Raw genomic sequence first — 19560 nt, 5'->3', positions numbered from 1 at the left:
CTTAGGCAAGTCCGGCTGTGCATACCATTGCTCCGGCGGTCCATCCGTGGGCCGTCAACGGGCGGGGTTTGCCCGGCCTCCACCCCTCTCATGGAGGATTCCCATGGATGTGATCCTGATCTCGCCCAGAGGCCATGGCGGCCGCCTGCGCGAATGCCTCGACTGGCTGCAGCGCCTGCCCAACCGGCGGCTCCGCGTGGTCGATGACTATGTTGACCGCGAGGGCCAGCATTGCTGCCACCTCACCCTCAACGATTCCGCCGGCCAGGAGGTGTCCCATGGCGCCGACTGATCTGCCCGAGGACACCGCCGACCGGCTGGCCCTCTACCGGGCGGCCTCGCGGGCGCCCTCGACCCGGCGGGCCTACCGCTCCGACTGGACCCACTTCCAGGCCTGGTGCACTGAGGTGGGCCAGCCGGCGCTGCCCACCAGCGTCGATGCCGTCTGCCAGTATCTGGCCGCCCATGCCGGGACGCTGCGGGCCACCACCCTCGACCGCCGCCTGGCGGCGCTGGCCGCCTATCACCGGGCTGCCGGTCATGCCTTCGATCCTGGCAACCACGAGATCCGCGCGGTGCTGTCGGGGATCCGGCGGGTGCATGGGGCGCGGCCCCAGGGCAAGGAGGCGCTGACGCCGGACGACATGCGGGCCATGGTGGCGGGGCTGCCGCGCTCGCTGGCCGGGGCGCGGGACCGGGCGATGCTGCTGCTGGGTTTCGCCGGCGGCTTCCGCCGCTCCGAACTCGCCGCCTTGGAGATCTCCATGCTCGACTTCCGGGCCGGCGGACTGGTGGTCCACCTGCCGGGCGGCAAGACCGACCAGGACGGTTCGGCGTCGCTGATCAAAGGCATTGCCTGCGCCAGCGATGACGGCCCCTGCCCGGTGGCGGCGGTGAAGGATTGGGTGATGCGGGCGCATCTGTCGGAGGGACCGCTGTTCCGGCCCATCGACCGCTTCGGGCGGATCCAGGAGGCCTTCCTGCGGCCGCGGGCGGTGGCCCGCATCGTCTGCAAGGCGGCGGGCTGGGCGGCCGAGGCCAGGGGGCTGTCGGGTCGTCGGGCGCGGGCCTTCGTGGCGAGCCTGGGGGCCCATTCGCTGCGGGCCGGCTTCGCCTCGTCGGCGGCCATGGCAGGCGCGCCCGAATGGGCGATCCAGCGCCAGACCGGTCACCAGCGCCGCCAGACCCTGTGGCAGTACATCCGCCCGGCGGATGCGTTAGCGACCAGCCGAATGGCACGCACCGGCCTCTGAAAGGTCCGGCTCGGCAAGGCGGCGAGGCCGGGGGGGCAAGAGGCCCATAACTGGGCGTTCTCAACCCCTTCAGAGCCCGATCCCCCCTCGGATCGCCGCCTTGCCGAGCCGGATTTTCCGCCCGAATCCTCCCCTGACCATGGGGACCATGAGGGTCATCGGTGGCGTGACCACCCGGACCATGATGGTCATGGCCCGCCCCGCCATCCCGACCATCATGATCCCATCGATCAGACCAGCCCGGCCATCGCCGTGCCCGCTCCGCCCGATGCGATCCATATCCTCCCCCGGGACCACACAGCAGGAGGAGGACTCCATGATCGTCGACGTCGATGCCCAGACCTTTCGCAGCAACCTGGGCGACATGATCAACCGGGTACAGTACCGCGGCGACTGCATCGCCCTGACCAAGGACGGCAAGCATGTCGCCACCCTGATCGATACCGGACTGTTCCAGCGAGTGCGCGAGGCGCAGCGGCGGCTGGTCCCGCTGGCCGAAGGGATCGCGGCGACCTTCGCGGCAATCCCGGCCGAGGACGGCATCGCCAATCTCAAGGCCATGGCCGCCGAGGTCCAGGCCCCGGGCGGGGAGGGCTGATCCCATGTCCCATCGCATCATGACCGACGCCGAAACCGTGGCCATCGGCCTCGCCTATCCCGGCACCGTCCAGGGGCGGATCATCTCCGCCTGGCGCCATGGCAGCCTGGAGCTCGTCCTGGAGATCACCGCAATCGAGGACCTGGCCCACATCTTCTATCGCCTGGCCGGTCGCCTGGGATGGTCGGTGCTCGAGGTCAACGACCTCATCGCCGCCATCCGCCTCAACACCGTCGTCCTGCCGCCGGGAAGCCGATGCGAACCGCCAGCCACACCCCGGGGCAGGAAACGCCTGCCGTGCGGCGCAACTCACTGCGTTACCGAGAACGAAGCCCTGCTGGCCATGACAGATACCTATCCGGTGATCACGCCGGAGGAGTTCTGGTCGGTCTACGGCTGAACCAGCAAGCCACACAAAGCCGGAGAACCGCCATGAAGCATTCCCTCCTGCCCCACCTGGGGCTCCCCGGTCTGGTCGGGCAACACAGCCGTCTGGATCCTGCCGCCCGACGGATCCACCGCCATGTCATCGATTGCCGCTTCGAGCCAGCCGATGGCGATCGCCTCTGTCCCCACGGCTGCCCGGGCCGTATGGAGAGCAAGCAGCCGGTTCGCTGCCAGATCCAGGATGTGCCGCTGGGCACCAGCTGGATCCGCCTTGATCTCAGCTATCCGGTGCTCCGCTGCCGGCATTGCGGCGCCACCCGGACGCTCCGCCCGGATTGGCTCGATACCAGCCGGGCGATGACGTCCCGCCTGGTCGCGATGATCGAGCAGGAGAGCCACAACCTCACCGCCACCGAGCTGGCCCGGCGCACCGGCGTTGACGAACGGACCATCCTGGCCATCTTCGACGAGACGATCCGGCGGTGGAAGCCCATCGCCCCGCCCCAAGGCCCCCGCCGCCTCGGCATCGACGAGGCCCATATCGGCGGCAAGGATCGCGGTGTGGTGGTCGATCTCGACACCGGGCACCTGATCACCCTGCTGGAAGGGCGGAGCCGGGAGGATTTCGAGGGCTTCTTCGCGACCATGGAAGACCGCGAGGCCGTAGAGGTGGTGGCCATCGACATGACCCGGGGATACGCCACCCTCGCCGGACGGTTCTTCCCCAACGCCACAGTGGTGGCCGACCGCTGGCACGTGACCCAGATGGCGCGCGCGGTGGTCAACACCTGGCGCATGCGGATCATGAAGCAGAAGGGGGCCCCGCGCCGACAGCAGCAGAAGCGGAGCAAACTGCCTCGCCCCACCGTGCTGCGGGCCATGCTGCAGAAGCGCGCCGCCAGACTGGCCCTCGTCGAGCGCCCCATTCTCCGGCAGGTCCTCGACGACAATCCCGAGCTGAAGATCGCCTACGAGATGAGGGAGGCGCTGTTCGATGTGTTCGACGAGGAGGACCGGGCCCTGGCTGGCGCCCGGCTCGACGCCTGGCTGAAGCGGGCCGGCGAGGTCGTCGGGCGAGTGCCGGAACTGCGCGGGGTGGCGAACGCGGTGAGGGCCTGGCGGAGCCCGATCATGGCCTACTGGACCACCGAGCGGACCACCAACGGCATGACCGAGAACACCAATGGCCGCATCAAGAAGATCCACCGCGAAGGCCGCACCATGAGCTTCGAGCGTCTCCGGGCGAAGACCCTGTTCCGGCTGGGCGGGCGCCCGCAGGAGAGCTTCCTGGCCAGCGATCTCGCCTGGGCCATCGACACCCTGTCCACCCTGGGATGGAGCATGGCCGACATCCGGCGCCAGATCGCCCTGACCGGCTTCGGGATTCATCATCCCGAGGCCGGGCTGCTGGAGATGCCGGGGCGCTGCGACGGATGGTGAGGTCGATACCTTCCGCCAGGGGATCCGGCCGGATCAGGTCTCGGGGAACAACCTCGGGAACAACGTGTCGAGGGTCTCGACCGGAAAGCACAGCGACACCTTGCCCTTGGGCGTGTCCGAGGCCAGGAGGCCGGCGGCCACCACATCGTTGAAGACCCGGCGCGCGGTGCGCTCGGGCAGGCCGGTGATGCGCGGCATGTCGCCGCGCTCGATCTCGCCCCGGATCAGGGCCTCCTCGAGCAGCCGTGCCGCTTCTGGCTTCAGGCTGTCGCTGCGCTCCACCAGCATCCGCAGCCGGCGCGCCAGCGTATCGAGCTCGAACAGGCCGGACATGAAGGTAACCTGGTCCAGACAGACGCGCAGGAACCACAGCGAGAAATCGATCAGGGCGCGCTGCGACAGGTTGCCCCGTCCGTCCAGGTCGCCCTGTCGCGGCATGTCGGCGTGGTCCATCATCCGCTTGTAGTCACCCCGGCTGTCCAGGCCCCGGGCCAGCCCACGCGAGATCGACCACAGGCCATGGGCGCCGATACCGGCCTGATGCGCCATGGCATGGCTCATCAGGCGCGCGACCCGGCCATTGCCGTCCGGGAACGGGTGGATGTAGTTGAAGCGGTGGTGGGCCGCCGGAATGGCCAGGATGCGGGCGGCCTTGCCGAGCGGCTCGAAGCGGTAGCGGTCGACGAAGTGCTCCATGAAGGCGGCGACCCGGTCGCTCGACGGCGGCAGGTGCCGGCCGACCGCCACGTCCTGGTCGGGACCGGAGCGCCATGCCCCGGGGGTCATGACGAACTCCCGGCCGGTGCCCCGTATGGTCAGCATCTCCGGCGGGGCGTCACAGTAGAATTCCGCATGCAGCCAGCGGACGAAGTCGGGCGAGGCCGGTTCGGAAAGGGCGCCCTCGGCGGCCTGGCGGTCGATATCGGCCTGCAGGCGGACATGCGCCGCCGCTTCCATCTGGAGGTTGCGACGCTTGCTGTCGCTGTCGAACTGCCCCAGCAGCGCCCGCTCGATGTCCCGCGGACGGGTGTTGTGCCCCTCGATGAGGTTGCTGTAGTAGCTGTTCATGATGCGCACGAGGTCGGCCAGACTGGCTGCCGTGCGGGGATGGAGGGCATGCCCGAGCCTGGCCGAGGCGGCGGCAAGCTCGGCCACACTGTCGGACAGGGCCTCGGGAATCTGCTCCAGGCGGGCCGGCTCGATGCGGTCGGTGCTCTCGATGATGGGCATTCTGGCCGATATTCCGTATATCGTAATGCCGTGATGTTAAATGGAAAAGACGCTGATGGCTAGGCTGTTTGGCCGATCTGCTGGCCGATCTTCTTTAGGGGCGCTCCTGTCGATCATCATCGGCTTGGTCGGGCGGGGCGAGGAATAAGCGGATGGGTGGGAAGGGCAACTTGAACCCCGCGCCCATCAAGTACCCATCAACTCCCCCTCCCCGGCGGCGAACGGATCGCGGACCCCATTGCCGATGATCGCGTCCACCTCGACCAGGACATCAGCCATGGGAATATCCCCCAGACGATCCGTCTCGGCCTCCACCGATCGCAGCATCATCAAAAAGCCTGCCCGGCGCACGTCACCCGCCTGGGGAAGACGAGGATCTCGTGCCTCGCTCATCGGAGCCGCATCCATTCATGTTGCGCGTGGATAAAGACCATATTCACCGCTTCCTTCGCGATGAATATGGTCCCTTTATCTCAGCGATGACAAGACGGATGACCGCTTGTTTTGCGGCACGTAAGCAGCCCCTCTTCGCGCAGTGAATTCAAAGCCTCAGGCCGCTTCCCAAACCTTGTTGAGGATGCGAGCGGCGATCTCGGCCTTGTCCTGCGGCAGGAAGCGACCGTAGTGCTGGGCCACCATCTCCGGCGTGTCCTGAATGGCGTAGCTGGCCTGTTCGTAGGAACCTGTCTGCTTCAGGATGTGAGTGGCCAGAACATCTCGCACATTGTGCGGCCCATGGGGGAGCAATCCTTCGATCGCTCCACGCCGGGTCCAGGGATTGAAGATACCATAGCGCTGGATGACCAGCCGCCATGCCTCATAGAAGGTGTTCTGGTTATATGCGGCATTGGTGCTGGTCATCTTCGCGGTCTTGACGAAGAAGGTCCCAGGATCAGTGGCAGGTCCTATCAGCCGGGCACGGTGCCGGTCGATATACGCCTCGAGTTTCTCATAGAGCCCACCAAGATCCGGGAGGATCAGGCGGAACGGCTTGGAACCGAAGAAGGACGAGCTTGCATTCTTGAACGCAACCGAGGGAATCAGGATTTCCCAACCGTGATCCCGTGGACTCCATCGGAGTTCGCCCCGCTTCATGTCCTCCAGACGCCGCTCCGGTGTCGGCAATTGGTCCCGCCGGCAGAGAAGAAGCTCCCGGAGGTTCTTTTGTCTCAGACCCGTGTGCAGGCCAATCCGCAGCAGCAGAAAGGCCCGAACCGCTTCAGCGGCGGCCCGTGGCTGCCGACGCTCGTCCGGCATGCGGCGCAGGATCTCCTCGGTGATCTTGCGGTATTCGCCAACCGGACTTGGCGCTTCGAGGACAGGCAAAATCGGCTCGAACGGATCTCTGTGGATGCGGGCGACACGGGCGATTTCCTTGACGCGTCGACGAGCGTGACGAAACATCCGATCACAGGCCGCCGCCCAATCAGCCCTCGCCTCGTCAATATCCTGACGCGAGATCAGCCCTTCGATTTCCCGGAGATGATCGCCAATGCGGGGCATCTGCCGCAGCCAGCCGGTCTCCTCACGGGTCAAGGCGGCAGCAATCGTCAGCAGATCGACTTCCCACTTGGTGTAGAAGCCGCGACGCTGCTCGCGCCATTGCAGGTACCAGTCCCAGACCTGCGGGAAGACCATCATCGCGAAGGTAAGGCTGTTGGGGTCAGCTCCGTATCCCCGAACCTCACTTGCCGCAGGGGCTGCGAAGGCGCCAAACCACAAAGCAAAATGTTCGGTTCGCTGTGATGCGGTTTCCTCGCCCCACACGCCGTTGCGCTGCAGGCCGAAGGCGGCAAAGGTCGAGGTCTTGAATTTGAGGAGTTCGGAGAGTTCCGCATTCAATTGGGCCGGCGCGTCAATAAGCCCCGGTTCATCCGGCGCCTTTGCGCTGGATGACCTTTTTCTCGTCGCCGAAACACAGGAAAACCGAATCGCATAGTGTTGGCGCATGGCGGTAACCTGATAGCGCCGATAATCCGTGGAGCCACTGACAATGACGGTACGCACCCAGTCGAGGATTTCCACTTGTTCTTGGCGCGGACGGGAATTGAAATCATCCGGCAGATGCCATGCCAAGCGGCGGCGCTCCGACGGAGAGACATCGCCCAGATCAAACCCGGTCGCGGCACGGACCGGATTGGCGGCCTTCTCGGCAAAATACCCCTTCGGCAACCGGTACCGCCTTTCGATTCGGCGAAGAACATCAAGGCTGATCACCGAGCGAGGCGCCTTTTCCCCGCGCGCCCAGGACAGCAGCGTACTGAGATGCATGCCGTCTTCCGGTCTGACGACAGCCTTGTAAAGGCGATGGATCGTCTCACCGTGCCGATTGGCATGGAGGCGCAAAGCCGAGCCCAGGTCATCAGGCTCATCCCAGTCCCTCTCCACCGGCTCAGGAAACTCCTCAATCGCCTTGCGTGGCCGTCCCACCGGCCTTCTGGCAACCTCCCCTCGCGGCGAAGTACTCTTCTTTGCCTTGCCACCCTTGTGCGCCCGAAGCCGAAGTTCGGCTTCGGCAACAGAACGGCATACCGCATCGAAGATCGGCTGCAATTTTGCTTTCACCGATCTCAGCGGCGCGGCCTCAAACGAAATGGCGTCAGCGACAGCCTCGAAATCCATCTGGGTGCCGCGGTATGGCGGGAACTCCTTACGGGCCAGCAGGCCTACGAGATAGCCCTGAAGTGCGAGGGTGATCTCGGCGGGCAAGACAGACGCAAGACGGCGCATGCAGAACAATTCGATTCTGCGAGGCGTCAACGCTGAGAATGATGATTCCATTGAACTCTTCCGATATTTGCGGGGGCGCCCCGGTATCAGAGATTCAATCCATGAAAAAGCTTCAGATGCGGCGGGCCACCATCCACCGGGCCCAGTCCGGATCAGGACTTGTCGGCGCCTCTCATTTTTCCCGGAACAAGGCGCTTCTTCTTGGGCTGCTTCAGCGGATTTTCGCCCGGCCGAAATCGGCGTTGCATTCCGCTCAGACCTGGATGGGCGCGCGCAGCCTCCACCTCGGTGGTCAGCACGTCGAAGGCGACCTTGTCCAACTCCGCCTTCACGTCGGTCAAGGACAGCCGATTGGTGTGGAGGTAGGTGCGAACGTCCACGCCCTTGCCCAGCGTCCAGCCCCCGAGGATCTTGCGGATGCGGTCATCCATGACGGGAAAGGCTGTGGTGTTCCAGGTATGGCGCAGCGAATGGGGAGAGGTCGAGGACCGTTTGACGCCAACCGCCGTCAGCCAGGCCGCGAAATCGTCGCGGATGGATGCAAAGTATCCCGCCTGACCGTAACGCTTGACCGCGAACAGCTTCCGCTCGCCTGCATCCTGCCGTGATTGCCGGTATTCCAGGAACCCAAGGTCGAGCAGACGCTGATGGACCGGAATGCGGCGGGGTGTCGAGCGGTCATTCTTCAAGGTCTTGTCACCCCAGCGCGCAGTCCCTTCCGCTCCCTTGGTCTGATCGCTGATGTCGATAGCCCAGACGCCATCGATCTCCATGACATCGGCAACATCCAACTGGGCGGCCTCGCTTGGCCTCAGGCCATGGTAGAGCATCACCAGCGGCAACCAGTTCAGCCCCTCGACACGATAGGTGCGCGGGAACATTACCTTCAGGTCGTCCGGACTGAAGGGCTCCTTGCCCTCCTCCTGCCGGTCATCGGGAAAATGAAGGGTCAGCCCGAGAGCCGGATGGGCGTCGATCTTCTGCTCGTGGAGGGCGTAGGTGAAGATGGTACTGATGTTCCGCAGATACTTGTTTCGGGTGCCCGACATCAGGCACGGGATGATCTCGCCCTTCTCGCGGGCGACCTTGACGGTCTGGGCCATCCGCCGGAAGTCCATCCCTGTGAACCTACCGTCGCGCTTGGCTTCGGGCGCTGGCAGATTGAGGATCACATCCTGCACCCGACGAATGTCATCGCGGCCGATGGACCGAACGGCAACGTTCTCCCCCAACACCTCCTTCAGGATCCGCACGGTGGTCTCGTAGTTCCGGCGCGTCACGACTGCCAAATTAGCCCTGTGGCTGTCGGCGAAGAAGCGCTCGATCAGGTCAGCCAGGCTGATGTTGTCGTCGGAGGGAACGACCTTGGATATGGCGCGGCTCAGGTAGGGACGTGCCCGTGCCGGTAGCAAAGCGGCGGGGATCTCCTCGGCGATCTGTGCCCTGGCGATTTCCCCCAGATCGGCACCGCTGACCATGGCGGCTACCTCTGCCAGCGGCATCCCCTCGTCGGGAACCTTGCCACCGTCAAGGAACTCCAACAGGGTGTTGGCTTCATGGATCCAAGCACGCACCTCGGCCGGATCGGCCACGGGCTGACGCGGCAGGGCGAAGCGCCCTCGGCGCGCAGCGAGGTCCTCCCCCCACTCCATCGCCCGACCCCGCGCCGACTCCAACATCGCCTGCTTCCGGGCCTCCAACTTCGCTCGCTGCTGCGGATCGTCGGTGGTCATCGCCTCGACCGCCAGGGCACCGAGGGCAGATGCCTGACCATCGCCGCTCGCCTCCAAGATCGCCCCCATGGCTTCCGTAGATGCCTCCCACCGGGCGAGCGAACCGACCGCTTGGCGGGCAAAAGGGTCCTGATTCGCCAACTGCTCGAACTCGGCCTTGATGCGCCCGACCTCGATATCCTTCCGGTTCTCGGCGACCTTCGGATCCCGGGTGCCCAGACTGCGGATGACGATATCCCTCCCCCCGTAGAAGCCACGCAGCGGCTTCGGGACGGCGATGCGAACGTAGAAGGTGTCCCCCTTGCGGAACAGATACCGGGACAACCCGTTTTTCTTGCCCATGCCGCCCTCCAAACCAGCACGGGCACGATATCGATTCCAGCTAAAAATGTGAACTAAAAATGTGAACGATTGATGTGAATTACGGCTACAATACCATGATTTATAACGATTTTTCCTATTTCGACTTCCTCCCAAAACTCAAGCCGCTGGGGCAACCCAGCGGCTTTTTTTTCGCCATGGCCGGGCGGTTACTGGGGAAACGAGAAGGTCCGCAAGGCGCCCCAGGCCAGGGAGCCCAGCAGGATCACCAGCAGAATCGCCATTCCGGCGATGATGCGGCGGCTCAGCACGATGTCGTCGGGAACGGGGTCGCTCACGGCATGTCCTCCAGAGGGGAATTGGGCGTCAGCGGGGGCGCCTTGCCGCCGTCGGGCAGCGGCCGGTCGTCGCCGCCCAGGGTGCGGTGCATGATCACAACGTCGACCCAGCGGCCGAATTTAAGCCCGACGCCGCGCAGCACGCCTTCCTGGCCGAAGCCGGTGGCGCGATGGAGCGCGATGGAGGCCTGATTGGCGGAATCGCCGATCACCGCGATAATCTGGCGATAGCCCAACTGGGTGCAGCGCTCGATCAGCGCCGCCAGCAGGATCTTGCCGATGCCGCGCCGAACCACGAAGGGCGCCACATAGATGGAATCCTCCACGGTATAGCGATAGGCCGAGCGCTGACGGAACGGCCCGGCATAGGTATAGCCCAACACCTCGCCCTTTTCCTCGGCCACCAGGAACGGCATCCCCCGCCCCGTCAGATTGCGCCAGCGGGCGGTGATCTCGGCGGTATCGGGGGGCGTCTCCTCGAAGGAGGCGGCGGTGCGGGTGACATAGAAGGCGTAGATGGCCTGGATGGCCGCCATGTCGGCTTCCACCGCGTCGCGGATCGTCACCGGCAGGGGTTGCGTCCGGGTCATGGCACACCGAACCCAGCGGGCGCGCCGAACCCGGCGGCGGCGGCGCATAAAGCGGCCGCGACGCGGCGAAGATCGCCCTGGACCTGGGCGAAGCGGGGACCGTGGGCATGCTCGCTTTCCACCATGTAGAGCGCGCGGTTCAACTCGATCTGCAAGGCGTGGCTGCCGTGGCCGGGATCGCCGTAATGCCGGGTGGTGAAGCCGCCGGCATAGGGGGTGTTGCGCACCACCCGATAGCCCAATTCCTCGAAGGCCGCCTCGGCCGTCTCGGTGAAGATGGAATCGCAGGACGCCCCGAAGCAGTCGCCCAGCACCACGTCTACCCGCGACAACCCGGAATCGCGATCCATGGGACCGCCCACCGACGGCATGGAATGGCAGTCCACCAGCAGCGACCAGCCGAACTTCTCCCGGGTCTCGCCCACCAGCGCGCCAAGCCGATCATGATAGGGGCGGTAGTACTGGGCGATGCGGGCCTCCGCCTCCGCCACGGAAAGCTTGCCCGCATAAATCTCGGCGCCGCTGGCCACCACCCTGGCGATGGTCCCCAGCCCGGCGACCACCCTTGGACTGCGGGTATTGGCATGCCGGGGCAGCGGGCCGGAAAACATCACCGGATCCAATTCATAGGGCTCCCGGTTGGGATCGCAATAGGCACGGGGAAAGCGGGCGCTGATCAATGGCGCCCCCAATTCGGGCACGCAGGCGTATAGCTCATCGACGAAACTGTCCTCGGAGCGCCGCAGTGTCTTGGCGTCAAGCCGGGAGGCGGCCACGAACGCTTCGGGGTAGTCCCGGCCGGAATGGGGCGACGAAAAGACCACGGGCACGCTTTGCCGCGACGGCGCACGCACCGTCAGCACGGAACTCTCATCAATGGCGGCGTAAGGCTTGGTGTCCATGGCTATGGCGAATTCTTAGCAGGTCGCGGGCCGCCTGTCATATCCGGGATTAAAAAATCATGGAACCAAAAGCCTGCGAAAAGCCGTTCAGAAGGGCTTGCAATGGCGCGCGAACGACGCTAAAAGAACCCCCCTCGGCGGCCCGCGAGACATTGCGGCCACGTCGTGACGGGCGGTTAGCTCAGCGGTAGAGCACTGTGTTGACATCGCAGGGGTCACAAGTTCAAACCTTGTACCGCCCACCATCGAAACCCCAAGGGAAACCTTGGGGTTTCGTCCGTTTCAGGGGTTTGCCCCCCAAAAACCACACGAAAAATGCGTGATCGTACAAGTCGAGCGAATAGTCGCGAAGCATAAACCTTGTCTTAATCAAGTCATGGCATATTCGGATCATGAGAAGGATTATCCCCTGAAAGGGGCGTGTCATGATCACTCACTCGGCGGTTCCCGGCAAGCACATCCACCCCCACCATCATGGCACCGGGGGCCACGGGCACAAGGGCCTCGCCCTGCTTGCCCTGACGTTCATACTTGGCGGCTTCACCGCCGTCTCATTCCTTTTACTTCCGAATCCCGAATTGCAAGTCTCGGCCAGCCCGGAAGCCTTTATCGAGCAGATGGTGCGCGCCGCCCAGGGCAGCGTCTTCGAAAAGAACATCTATGGCGGCGCCATCAGGGTCGAGCGCAAGGGCGGGCAAGTGGCCGTCACCGCCCATGATATCCCGCCAAGCGTCTGCGTATCGGTGGGATGGAAGCTGGTGCGCAAGGGCGTGCTGAGCATCAACGGCGTCACTCCCTTGCGGGTATCGGCGGGTAAACTGGCGGAATTGTGCAATCAGGACGATGCCGCCGCGACCCTGGTCTGGTCGCCCAAGATCCCCGAATAGCCCAAAGACACCGATTCCACCATCATAGATATTGCCATCTCCCCAAGTTCTATACACAATATGCAGGCATAGTGACTCTCGGGAGTGAGGGCATGGACGAGATCGACCTCGCGGCGGAACGTATTGAAGTTCTCAACGCAGCAGCAATTCAGGCGGTTTTGGGGCGGGCGGAGAGGGTTCCATCGGATGGAACCTGCAAGGCGTGCGGCGAGGATATCGAAGCCGAACGATTGCGCGCCAACCCCTATGCCAAGAACTGCCGTGACTGCGCCGATGAGGCGGAGGCCCAGGCCAAGATGGCAAGGCGCTGCGGTCCCCGCTGACGTCTTCGGGCTGATGTCGTTGGACTGACGGGTTGAAGATCCAACTCCGCCCCCTGCCGTGCCGGGAGGGGGCGGATGATGGAATCGCCAGCTAGCAAGCCAGCAGAGAACCCACGCGTTCCTTTTCGACTTCCCAGAGGTACCCAAGGGAATCGAGGGCCCGCTCCCTGTTCATCAGGGTATGGGTCTCGGGCGTGGAAATCACTTCCCAAGCCCGCTCCCGAATTGCCGCTAGTTTCTCGCGGCGCGCAGCCTTCTGGCCCATGGTCGTACACTCCTGTGATGAAGTGGCACGGGCGCAGTTTATAAGAACAATTCTTAAAAGATTATGAGCCCCGCTTGGTGGGGCCGCCGAAAGCGGTCCAGCCCATGAGCCCGCCTTCCATGCGCGTGATCTCGCCATCCCAGCCCGCCGCCAGCAGCAGATTGGTGGCGCTGCCGCACCGCACGCCGCTGCGGCAATGGATCACCAGGCGCTTGCCTTCGGGCGGAACCGGAACCTCGGCGGGATTAAAGCTGCTGAGCGGAAGATTGAGGGCGCCCTCGATCCGCTCGGCGGCATTCTCGTCGCGCTCGCGCACATCGATCAGGACAACCTCGCCCGCTTCCCACCAGCGGCGGATAGTAACGGGATCGACGACCTGAACCTTGCCGCCCCCTGGCGCGGACGGCGCACCGAAGGCATTAAACAGACGTGACAGCATGAGGCTGATCCTATGGGCTTGTTGCGTTGCAGCTAATGTAGCGATCCTGGCACTACCCACAAGTGGTATGCGTCAGTTTTCCACCACAAGGGCCTTGGAAACATTTATTCGGACTACCACTTTCCATATTGCGTTTGACACGCATTGTTATTTGATCGGCGATATCCGCTCTTGGGGCGGCACCGATCAACGCAAGGGGTAACGCCCATGACACGCCAAGCCATTGTCTTGACAGTGTTTTTCGCAGCGGTGCTGGCGAGTTCCACCGCCATTGCGGGTGAGCCGCGGCCCTGGGCCATCAGCTTTCAGCCCCCGGCCTCCTCCACCATGGATGGCATCGTCTCGCTGGCCGGATTCATCAACAGCGTGATCGTCGGCATCACGCTCCTGGTCAGCGCCCTGCTGGGCTATGCCTGCTGGCGCTTCCGGGCGGAACGCAATCCGAGCCCTGCGCGGTGGTCCCATCATACCCCGCTGGAAGTGGCCTGGACCACCATACCTGCCGTCATCTTGCTGCTGATCGCGGTGCCGTCGTTCCGTCTGCTCTACTTCATGGACCGGGTGCACGACGCCGACTTGACCCTGAAGATCATCGGACACCAATGGTATTGGAGCTATGAATATCCCGACCAGGATTTCAAGTTCGACTCCATGATGGTGCAGACCGACGACTTGAAGCCGGGCCAGCCCCGTCTTCTGACCGCCGACAACGAGTTGGTGATCCCCGCAGGCGTTCCCATTCGCCTCCAGATGACGGCGGAAGACGTCATCCATTCCTGGGCGGTCCCCGCGTTTGGAGTGAAGAGCGACGCGGTTCCGGGCCGCCTCAGCGAAAGCTGGGTTCAGGTCAAGGAACCGGGGCAGTATTACGGACAGTGTTCCCAGCTGTGCGGCGTCAATCATGGCTTCATGCCGGTGCATGTGCGGGCCGTCACCAAGGAAGAGTTCGCAGCCTGGGTGGCCGGAGCCAAGAAGAAATTCGTCCATCTCGACGGAACGCCCCCGGTGAGCGCACTCGCCATGTCACGGACCGAGGAGCCCCTCCCATGAGCCACGACCTTCCCCATGGCTGGCGGCGCTGGCTGTATTCCACCAACCACAAGGACATCGGCACGCTCTACCTGATCTTCTCCGTGATCGCGGGCTTGATCGGCGGCTCCATGTCCGTGGTCATCCGCATGCAGTTGGCACATCCCGGCGGTACCGTGTTCGGCGGCGACTGGCATCAATACAACGTCTTCGTCACCGCCCATGCCCTGACCATGGTGTTCTTCACCGTCATGCCCGGCCTGATCGGCGGATTCGGCAATTGGTTCGTGCCCCTGATGATCGGGGCGCCCGACATGGCCTTTCCCCGCCTGAACAATATCAGCTTCTGGCTGCTGCCGCCCGCCTTCGTGCTGATGATGCTGTCCATGCTGGAAGGCGCGGGCGCCGGAACCGGCTGGACGTTGTATCCGCCGCTCAGCACCTCGGGCCATCCCGACGCCTCGGTGGATTTCGCCATCCTGGCGTTGCATCTGGCCGGTATCAGCTCGGTGCTGGGCGCCATCAATTTCATCAGTACCATCTTGAACATGCGGGCACCGGGCATGACCCTGCACCGCATGCCGCTGTTCGTCTGGTCCATGCTGGTGACCGCCTTCCTGCTGCTGCTGTCCATTCCGGTGCTGGCGGGCGCGCTGACCATGCTGCTGACCGACCGCAATTTCGGCACCACTTTCTTCGCGCCCTCGGGCGGCGGCGATCCCCTGCTCTACCAGCATCTGTTCTGGTTCTTCGGCCACCCCGAAGTCTACATCATGATCCTGCCCGCCTTCGGCATCGTCAGCCAGATCATCGCCACCTTCTCGAGAAAGCCGGTGTTCGGTTATCTGGGCATGGCCTATGCCATGGTTTCCATCGGCGTCATCGGCTTCGCCGTCTGGGCGCACCACATGTTCACCACCGGCTTGGACGTGAACACCCGCGCCTATTTCACCGCGGCGACCATGGTGATCGCGGTGCCCACCGGCATCAAGGTCTTCAGTTGGATCGCGACCATGTGGGGCGGCTCCATCACCTTCAAGACGCCCATGCTGTGGGCGGTGGGCTTCATCTTCCTGTTCACCATGGGCGGCGTCACCGGGGTGGTGCTGGCCAACAACCCGGTGGACGTGGCGCTGCACGACACCTATTACGTCATCGCCCATTTCCACTATGTGCTGAGCCTGGGCGCCGTCTTCGCCATCTTCGCCGGATTCTACTACTGGATCGGCAAGATGAGCGGCCACCAGTATCCGGAAGCCCTCGGCAAGATCCACTTCTGGATCACCTTCGTCGGCGTCAACCTGACCTTCTTCCCGCAGCATTTCCTGGGCGTCCAGGGCATGCCGCGCCGCATTCCCGACTATCCCGACGCCTTCGCCGGGTGGAACTTGGTATCGTCGGTGGGGGCCTATATCGCCTTTGCCGGCACGGTGTTCTTCCTGGTGGTGGTCTGGCGCACCTTCGCGGTCGGCAAGCAGGTAGCGCCCAATCCGTGGGGTGGAGGCGCCACCACCCTGGAATGGACGGTATCCTCGCCGCCGCCGGTTCACGCCTTCGAGACCCTGCCCCATCTGGGCAGCCCGGCGGAGTGAGGCGATCATGAACCCCAGCCCCGGCAAGACGGCGGCCCTGCTGATGGTGGTCATCGCCGCCATGCTGGGCCTGGTGGTGGGCAGCGTGCCGCTGTACCGAGCCTTCTGCCAGGCCACCGGCATCGGCGGGCCGCCGCGTCAAGTGGCGGCGGCGTCGGAACGGGTGGCGGAACGCTGGGTCAAGATCCGCTTCGACGCCTCGGTGGCCAAGGGGCTGGACTGGCGGTTCTCGCCTCCGGTCGGCGAGATGCGGGTGAGGCTGGGCGAGGACACCCTGGCCGTCTTCACCGCCACCAATCTGTCCGACCGCCCGGTGACCGGCAATGCGGTGTTCAACGCCACCCCCGACAAGATCGGGCGTTATGTCGCCAAGATCCAGTGCTTCTGCTTCACCGAGCAGGAGCTTCAGCCGGGCCAGAGCCTGGACATGCCGGTGACCTTCGTCATCGACCCCGCCATGGCCGAAGATCCCCATGCCGAGGAAGTGTCCACCATCACCCTGTCTTATACGTTCTTCCGGGCCAACGAGCCCGCCAGCATAGGAAGAGGCCGATCATGAGCATATCGCGCGCGTCTCATCCCTATCATCTGGTCGATCCCAGCCCCTGGCCTCTGATGGGAGCGGTCTCGGCCTTCGTGCTCGCCTATGGCGGCGTCACCTATTTCCATCACCGTGACCAGACATGGGGGCTGTTGGTGGGCTTGGCGCTGCTGCTGGCGACCATGGCCGTATGGTGGCGCGACGTGGTCCGCGAGTCCCGGGACGGCCATTCCCACAGCCACGAGGTCCGTCACGGGCTCAGGCTGGGGATGGCCCTGTTCATCGCCTCGGAGGTCATGTTCTTCGCCGGGTTCTTCTGGGCTTTCTTCCATTCCAGCCTGAAGGTGGCCCCCATGGTCGCCCAATGGCCGCCGCCCGGTATCGCGACGCTGGAGACCTGGCATATTCCCTTCGCGAACACCTTGATCCTGATGAGTTCAGGCCTGACGCTCACCCGCTCGCATCACGCCCTGCGAGCCGATCGGACCGGCCGGGCGGCGCGCTGGCTGGCCGTGACCATCCTCCTTGGGCTGGTGTTCCTGTCCTTGCAGATCCATGAATACGGCCAGGCGCTGTTCGCCTTCACCGACGGCATCTATCCGTCGGTATTCTACATGGCCACCGGCTTTCACGGCTTCCACGTCCTGATCGGCGTATGCTTCCTGGGGGTGTGTCTGGCGCGGAGTCTGAGCGGCCATTTCACGGCCGTGCGCCATTTGGGCTTCGAGGCCGCGTCGTGGTACTGGCACTTCGTGGACGTGGTGTGGATCTTCCTGTTCGTCTGGGTCTACTGGTGGGGCAACGGCTGACTCAATAGGGACAGTCGGCCTTGCCGCAGGATCTGGCCGTTCGCGACGGCTGCCACGTGCCGCAGACGCGGCATTCCACCATGGCTTCCGCGTCCACCTTGGCGTCGCGCGGCTCGCGGCCGGGACGTTCCGATGGGCGCGGAGAGGAATCGCGCCGCTTCAATTCCGCCAGATGGCCCAGATACTTATAGCCGAACCAGATGATTGCGATGACCGCGACGGTGAGGAGGAATTTTCCGAACATGGCTTCCTTATGCTCCACCTTGGGAACCAGAACAAGATAGGGCACCGGCCCCGCGCAAGATCGCCTCCGCCGCCCGCGAATAGGCCCCGTTGTCGCCGTGCAAGACCAGGCCGGGCAAAACTTCCAGCGGCGCCTTCGACCCCTTGCGGGCGGACACTACCACCCGCCCGGCCGACCGCCCCGCCTTGGGCCAGAGCGGCAGGATATGGATAGCGCCGAGGCCGCGCCCCGACAGGGCGGCCAGAATCTCGTCCAGCCGGTCGGCGCGATGGATAAGGGTGAGGCTTCCCTTGGGCTTGAGCAGCTTGGCGGCAGCCTTGATCCAGGCGCGAAGATCGGACTCGCCTTCCACATGGGCGACGGCCTTGCCCGCCACCGGCGGCGGCGTTCCCCGCCCCGCCGCCCCATAGGGCGGATTGGTCATGACATGGTCGAACGGCCCCAGACCCGGTGGAGGCGCCGCGATGGAGCCTTCCACCACCGTGAAATCGGCGGCGGCATTGGCTTGGGCGTTCATGCGCGCCAAGCGGACCATGTCGGGCTGAATCTCCAATCCGGTCACGCGAACCCCGCCGATACGCGCCATCAGACACAGCGCCGCCGCCCCCGCGCCGCAGCCCAGATCAAGCACCGACTCGCCCGGACCGGCATGGACGGCGGCGGCCAGCAGAACCGGGTCAACGGCGGCGCGATAGCCGTCTTGCGGCTGGAACAACCTGACCCTGCCGTCCAGCAGGCGGTCGTCGGTGAGCGTAAAGGGGAATTCCGTGGGCATGAAATCACTGGAAACAGGGTAAATGGGGCGATGCAAGCTTGACCGACTTTCCACAGCGACACTATGTTCATCCTGCGGGTAGGGTCGAGCCCGTCAGGAGGAGAGTCCGTATCGTGGCGATCGTGGTCAGCTTGGAAGACGAACGCGGCAAGAAGGCAAAGAGCTTCGATGCCTTGGTGGCGCTGGTCAAGGACGACTTGCAGAAGGTCAACCGCACCATCGTCGAGCGCATGCATTCGCCGGTCGAGCTGATCCCGCAACTGGCCGGCCACATCATCGCCGCCGGCGGCAAGCGCCTGCGCCCGGTGTTGACCCTGGCCTCGGCCAAGCTGGCGGGGCATTCCGGCGAACGCCACATCAAGCTGGCCGCCTGCGTCGAATTCATCCATACCGCCACCTTGCTGCATGACGACGTGGTCGACGAATCCGACCTGCGGCGCGGACAGGCCTCGGCCAATGCCCTGTTCGGCAACAAGCCCAGCGTGCTGGTGGGCGACTTCCTGTTCTCCCGCTCGTTCGAGCTGATGGTGGAAGACGGCTCGCTGGCGGTGCTGGCCATTTTGTCGCGGGCCTCCTCGGTGATCGCCGAGGGCGAGGTGCTGCAACTGATCACCGCCAACGACACCGAGACCAGCGAGGATTCCTATCTGGAGGTCATCCGCTCCAAGACCGCCGCCCTGTTCGCCGCCGCCTGCCGCATCGGCGCCGTGGTGGCCGAGCGGCCCAAGGTGGAGGAAGAGGCGCTGGAATCCTACGGCCTCAATCTGGGCATCGCCTTCCAGTTGATCGACGACGTGCTGGACTATTCGGCCAAGCAGGCGGTGCTGGGCAAGACCGTCGGCGACGATTTCCGCGAGGGCAAGATCACCCTACCCCTCATCCTCGCCTTCCGGCGCGGCGACGACGAGCAGCGGGAATTCTGGAAGCGCTGCGTCGAGGAGCTGGAACAGACCGACGACGACCTGAAGCGCGCCATCGCCCTGATGGAAAAGCACGGCAGCCTCGCCGCCACCGTCGCCCGCGCCCGCCATTACGGCGAGATCGCCCGCGACGCCCTGGGAATCTTCCCCGATTCCCCGGTCAAGCAGGCCATGATCGACGTCATCGATTTCTGCATCGACCGGGCTTATTGAG

At 64.4% G+C, this 19560-nt stretch carries 23 protein-coding genes and 1 tRNA gene; 13 read left to right on the top strand and 11 right to left on the bottom strand.

Annotation, left to right across the window (positions count from 1 at the left end):
- The first annotated feature begins 103 nt into the window (after window positions 1-103).
- Together CU669_RS21335 and CU669_RS07165 are read left to right on the top strand one after the other, a co-directional pair.
- On the top strand, window positions 104-292 hold the full coding sequence (locus CU669_RS21335) for a hypothetical protein (RefSeq protein ID WP_161539608.1): 189 nt from the start codon (window positions 104-106) through the stop codon (window positions 290-292).
- A complete protein-coding gene (locus CU669_RS07165) occupies window positions 279-1253 on the top strand; it encodes a site-specific integrase (protein WP_161539607.1) in 975 nt (324 codons plus the stop codon). The genes CU669_RS21335 and CU669_RS07165 overlap by 14 nt, the downstream gene beginning before the upstream one ends.
- Window positions 1254-1322: 69 nt before the next feature.
- On the opposite strand, the gene CU669_RS07160 is transcribed toward CU669_RS07165, so the two are convergent.
- Window positions 1323-1532 carry a hypothetical protein gene (locus CU669_RS07160; RefSeq protein ID WP_146747695.1) on the bottom strand — a complete coding sequence of 70 codons (210 nt, stop codon included), beginning with the start codon at window positions 1530-1532 and terminating at the stop codon, window positions 1323-1325.
- 37 nt (window positions 1533-1569) lie between these two features.
- Between CU669_RS07160 and CU669_RS07155 the strand changes: the two genes are divergently transcribed.
- The 3 genes from CU669_RS07155 to CU669_RS07150 are packed head-to-tail and all read left to right on the top strand — an operon-like array spanning window position 1570 to window position 3678.
- Window positions 1570-1851 (top strand): type II toxin-antitoxin system Phd/YefM family antitoxin, encoded by a 282-nt coding sequence (locus CU669_RS07155; RefSeq protein ID WP_112143167.1) that lies wholly within the window; start codon window positions 1570-1572, stop codon window positions 1849-1851.
- A 4-nt stretch (window positions 1852-1855) separates the two neighbouring features.
- Complete coding sequence (locus CU669_RS21330; RefSeq protein WP_161539606.1) at window positions 1856-2251, top strand: hypothetical protein; 396 nt, start codon at window positions 1856-1858, stop codon at window positions 2249-2251.
- Window positions 2252-2283: 32 nt separating this feature from the next.
- Window positions 2284-3678 (top strand): ISL3 family transposase, encoded by a 1395-nt coding sequence (locus tag CU669_RS07150; RefSeq protein WP_161539605.1) that lies wholly within the window; start codon window positions 2284-2286, stop codon window positions 3676-3678.
- A gap of 33 nt (window positions 3679-3711) precedes the next feature.
- On the opposite strand, the gene CU669_RS07145 is transcribed toward CU669_RS07150, so the two are convergent.
- From CU669_RS07145 to CU669_RS07120, 7 genes are all read right to left on the bottom strand, one after another.
- Complete coding sequence (locus CU669_RS07145; RefSeq protein ID WP_205119389.1) at window positions 3712-4908, bottom strand: Fic family protein; 1197 nt, start codon at window positions 4906-4908, stop codon at window positions 3712-3714.
- A 186-nt stretch (window positions 4909-5094) separates the two neighbouring features.
- Window positions 5095-5301 (bottom strand): hypothetical protein, encoded by a 207-nt coding sequence (locus tag CU669_RS07140; RefSeq protein WP_146747694.1) that lies wholly within the window; start codon window positions 5299-5301, stop codon window positions 5095-5097.
- 156 nt (window positions 5302-5457) lie between these two features.
- Window positions 5458-7689 carry a hypothetical protein gene (locus CU669_RS07135; RefSeq protein WP_112143162.1) on the bottom strand — a complete coding sequence of 744 codons (2232 nt, stop codon included), beginning with the start codon at window positions 7687-7689 and terminating at the stop codon, window positions 5458-5460.
- Between the two features lie 101 nt (window positions 7690-7790).
- Window positions 7791-9713 (bottom strand): DUF6538 domain-containing protein, encoded by a 1923-nt coding sequence (locus tag CU669_RS07130; RefSeq protein WP_146747693.1) that lies wholly within the window; start codon window positions 9711-9713, stop codon window positions 7791-7793.
- A gap of 188 nt (window positions 9714-9901) precedes the next feature.
- Window positions 9902-10030: a hypothetical protein gene (locus CU669_RS21995; protein WP_275667806.1), complete on the bottom strand. Its 129-nt coding sequence runs from the start codon at window positions 10028-10030 to the stop codon at window positions 9902-9904.
- Complete coding sequence (locus CU669_RS07125; RefSeq protein WP_112143624.1) at window positions 10027-10620, bottom strand: GNAT family N-acetyltransferase; 594 nt, start codon at window positions 10618-10620, stop codon at window positions 10027-10029. The genes CU669_RS21995 and CU669_RS07125 overlap by 4 nt, the downstream gene beginning before the upstream one ends.
- Window positions 10617-11522: an N-formylglutamate amidohydrolase gene (locus CU669_RS07120; protein WP_112143159.1), complete on the bottom strand. Its 906-nt coding sequence runs from the start codon at window positions 11520-11522 to the stop codon at window positions 10617-10619. The genes CU669_RS07125 and CU669_RS07120 overlap by 4 nt, the downstream gene beginning before the upstream one ends.
- 170 nt (window positions 11523-11692) lie before the next feature.
- On the opposite strand from CU669_RS07120, the gene CU669_RS07115 reads away from it, so the two are divergent.
- The 3 genes from CU669_RS07115 to CU669_RS07100 all read left to right on the top strand — a co-directional run bounded on the left by CU669_RS07115 (window position 11693) and on the right by CU669_RS07100 (window position 12732).
- A tRNA-Val gene (locus tag CU669_RS07115) sits at window positions 11693-11767 on the top strand.
- Window positions 11768-11947: 180 nt separating this feature from the next.
- Complete coding sequence (locus CU669_RS07105; RefSeq protein ID WP_112143156.1) at window positions 11948-12409, top strand: hypothetical protein; 462 nt, start codon at window positions 11948-11950, stop codon at window positions 12407-12409.
- Between the two features lie 92 nt (window positions 12410-12501).
- Entirely contained in the window at window positions 12502-12732 is a 231-nt protein-coding gene (locus CU669_RS07100) for a TraR/DksA C4-type zinc finger protein (protein ID WP_112143622.1), read from the top strand.
- A 326-nt stretch (window positions 12733-13058) separates the two neighbouring features.
- On the opposite strand, the gene CU669_RS07095 is transcribed toward CU669_RS07100, so the two are convergent.
- Window positions 13059-13436 carry a rhodanese-like domain-containing protein gene (locus tag CU669_RS07095; RefSeq protein ID WP_112143154.1) on the bottom strand — a complete coding sequence of 126 codons (378 nt, stop codon included), beginning with the start codon at window positions 13434-13436 and terminating at the stop codon, window positions 13059-13061.
- A gap of 207 nt (window positions 13437-13643) precedes the next feature.
- Between CU669_RS07095 and coxB the strand changes: the two genes are divergently transcribed.
- From coxB to CU669_RS07075, 4 genes are read left to right on the top strand one after another with little or no spacing between them, the layout of a single operon-like run.
- Entirely contained in the window at window positions 13644-14486 is an 843-nt protein-coding gene (coxB, locus tag CU669_RS07090; RefSeq protein ID WP_112143152.1) for a cytochrome c oxidase subunit II, read from the top strand.
- Window positions 14483-16057: a cytochrome c oxidase subunit I gene (gene ctaD / locus CU669_RS07085; protein WP_112143151.1), complete on the top strand. Its 1575-nt coding sequence runs from the start codon at window positions 14483-14485 to the stop codon at window positions 16055-16057. The genes coxB and ctaD overlap by 4 nt, the downstream gene beginning before the upstream one ends.
- Window positions 16058-16064: 7 nt before the next feature.
- A complete protein-coding gene (locus CU669_RS07080; RefSeq protein ID WP_112143149.1) occupies window positions 16065-16616 on the top strand; it encodes a cytochrome c oxidase assembly protein in 552 nt (183 codons plus the stop codon).
- Complete coding sequence (locus CU669_RS07075; protein WP_112143147.1) at window positions 16613-17407, top strand: cytochrome c oxidase subunit 3; 795 nt, start codon at window positions 16613-16615, stop codon at window positions 17405-17407. The genes CU669_RS07080 and CU669_RS07075 overlap by 4 nt, the downstream gene beginning before the upstream one ends.
- A 1-nt stretch (window position 17408) precedes the next feature.
- On the opposite strand, the gene CU669_RS07070 is transcribed toward CU669_RS07075, so the two are convergent.
- Window positions 17409-17696, bottom strand: a complete 288-nt coding sequence (locus CU669_RS07070) for a hypothetical protein (protein WP_239988586.1) — start codon at window positions 17694-17696, stop codon at window positions 17409-17411.
- Window positions 17659-18426 carry a tRNA1(Val) (adenine(37)-N6)-methyltransferase gene (locus CU669_RS07065; protein WP_112143145.1) on the bottom strand — a complete coding sequence of 256 codons (768 nt, stop codon included), beginning with the start codon at window positions 18424-18426 and terminating at the stop codon, window positions 17659-17661. Before CU669_RS07065 ends, CU669_RS07070 begins: the two co-directional genes overlap by 38 nt.
- 113 nt (window positions 18427-18539) lie before the next feature.
- Here CU669_RS07065 and CU669_RS07060 point away from each other — a divergent pair, with 113 nt between their 5' ends.
- The gene (locus CU669_RS07060) at window positions 18540-19559 is read left to right on the top strand and encodes a polyprenyl synthetase family protein (protein ID WP_112143143.1); all 1020 of its coding nucleotides are present in this window, start codon (window positions 18540-18542) and stop codon (window positions 19557-19559) included.
- Window position 19560 lies beyond the last annotated feature (1 nt).

Source organism: Paramagnetospirillum kuznetsovii (assembly GCF_003284725.1).
Lineage (GTDB): Bacteria > Pseudomonadota > Alphaproteobacteria > Rhodospirillales > Magnetospirillaceae > Phaeospirillum > Phaeospirillum kuznetsovii.
Note: the sequence above shows the minus strand (reverse complement) of the source record. Positions and strands in the feature narration are given on the sequence as shown.

What these genes read in the sequence shown, in the direction of transcription:
- CU669_RS21335 (WP_161539608.1), top strand. Translation starts at nt 104, where the DNA reads ATGGATGTGATCCTGATCTCGCCCAGAGGCCATGGCGGCCGCCTGCGC.
- CU669_RS07165 (WP_161539607.1), top strand. Translation starts at nt 279, where the DNA reads ATGGCGCCGACTGATCTGCCCGAGGACACCGCCGACCGGCTGGCCCTC.
- CU669_RS07160 (WP_146747695.1), bottom strand. Translation starts at nt 1,532, where the DNA reads ATGGATCGCATCGGGCGGAGCGGGCACGGCGATGGCCGGGCTGGTCTG.
- CU669_RS07155 (WP_112143167.1), top strand. Translation starts at nt 1,570, where the DNA reads ATGATCGTCGACGTCGATGCCCAGACCTTTCGCAGCAACCTGGGCGAC.
- CU669_RS21330 (WP_161539606.1), top strand. Translation starts at nt 1,856, where the DNA reads ATGTCCCATCGCATCATGACCGACGCCGAAACCGTGGCCATCGGCCTC.
- CU669_RS07150 (WP_161539605.1), top strand. Translation starts at nt 2,284, where the DNA reads ATGAAGCATTCCCTCCTGCCCCACCTGGGGCTCCCCGGTCTGGTCGGG.
- CU669_RS07145 (WP_205119389.1), bottom strand. Translation starts at nt 4,908, where the DNA reads ATGCCCATCATCGAGAGCACCGACCGCATCGAGCCGGCCCGCCTGGAG.
- CU669_RS07140 (WP_146747694.1), bottom strand. Translation starts at nt 5,301, where the DNA reads ATGAGCGAGGCACGAGATCCTCGTCTTCCCCAGGCGGGTGACGTGCGC.
- CU669_RS07135 (WP_112143162.1), bottom strand. Translation starts at nt 7,689, where the DNA reads ATGGAATCATCATTCTCAGCGTTGACGCCTCGCAGAATCGAATTGTTC.
- CU669_RS07130 (WP_146747693.1), bottom strand. Translation starts at nt 9,713, where the DNA reads ATGGGCAAGAAAAACGGGTTGTCCCGGTATCTGTTCCGCAAGGGGGAC.
- CU669_RS07125 (WP_112143624.1), bottom strand. Translation starts at nt 10,620, where the DNA reads ATGACCCGGACGCAACCCCTGCCGGTGACGATCCGCGACGCGGTGGAA.
- CU669_RS07120 (WP_112143159.1), bottom strand. Translation starts at nt 11,522, where the DNA reads ATGGACACCAAGCCTTACGCCGCCATTGATGAGAGTTCCGTGCTGACG.
- CU669_RS07105 (WP_112143156.1), top strand. Translation starts at nt 11,948, where the DNA reads ATGATCACTCACTCGGCGGTTCCCGGCAAGCACATCCACCCCCACCAT.
- CU669_RS07100 (WP_112143622.1), top strand. Translation starts at nt 12,502, where the DNA reads ATGGACGAGATCGACCTCGCGGCGGAACGTATTGAAGTTCTCAACGCA.
- CU669_RS07095 (WP_112143154.1), bottom strand. Translation starts at nt 13,436, where the DNA reads ATGCTGTCACGTCTGTTTAATGCCTTCGGTGCGCCGTCCGCGCCAGGG.
- coxB (WP_112143152.1), top strand. Translation starts at nt 13,644, where the DNA reads ATGACACGCCAAGCCATTGTCTTGACAGTGTTTTTCGCAGCGGTGCTG.
- ctaD (WP_112143151.1), top strand. Translation starts at nt 14,483, where the DNA reads ATGAGCCACGACCTTCCCCATGGCTGGCGGCGCTGGCTGTATTCCACC.
- CU669_RS07080 (WP_112143149.1), top strand. Translation starts at nt 16,065, where the DNA reads ATGAACCCCAGCCCCGGCAAGACGGCGGCCCTGCTGATGGTGGTCATC.
- CU669_RS07075 (WP_112143147.1), top strand. Translation starts at nt 16,613, where the DNA reads ATGAGCATATCGCGCGCGTCTCATCCCTATCATCTGGTCGATCCCAGC.
- CU669_RS07065 (WP_112143145.1), bottom strand. Translation starts at nt 18,426, where the DNA reads ATGCCCACGGAATTCCCCTTTACGCTCACCGACGACCGCCTGCTGGAC.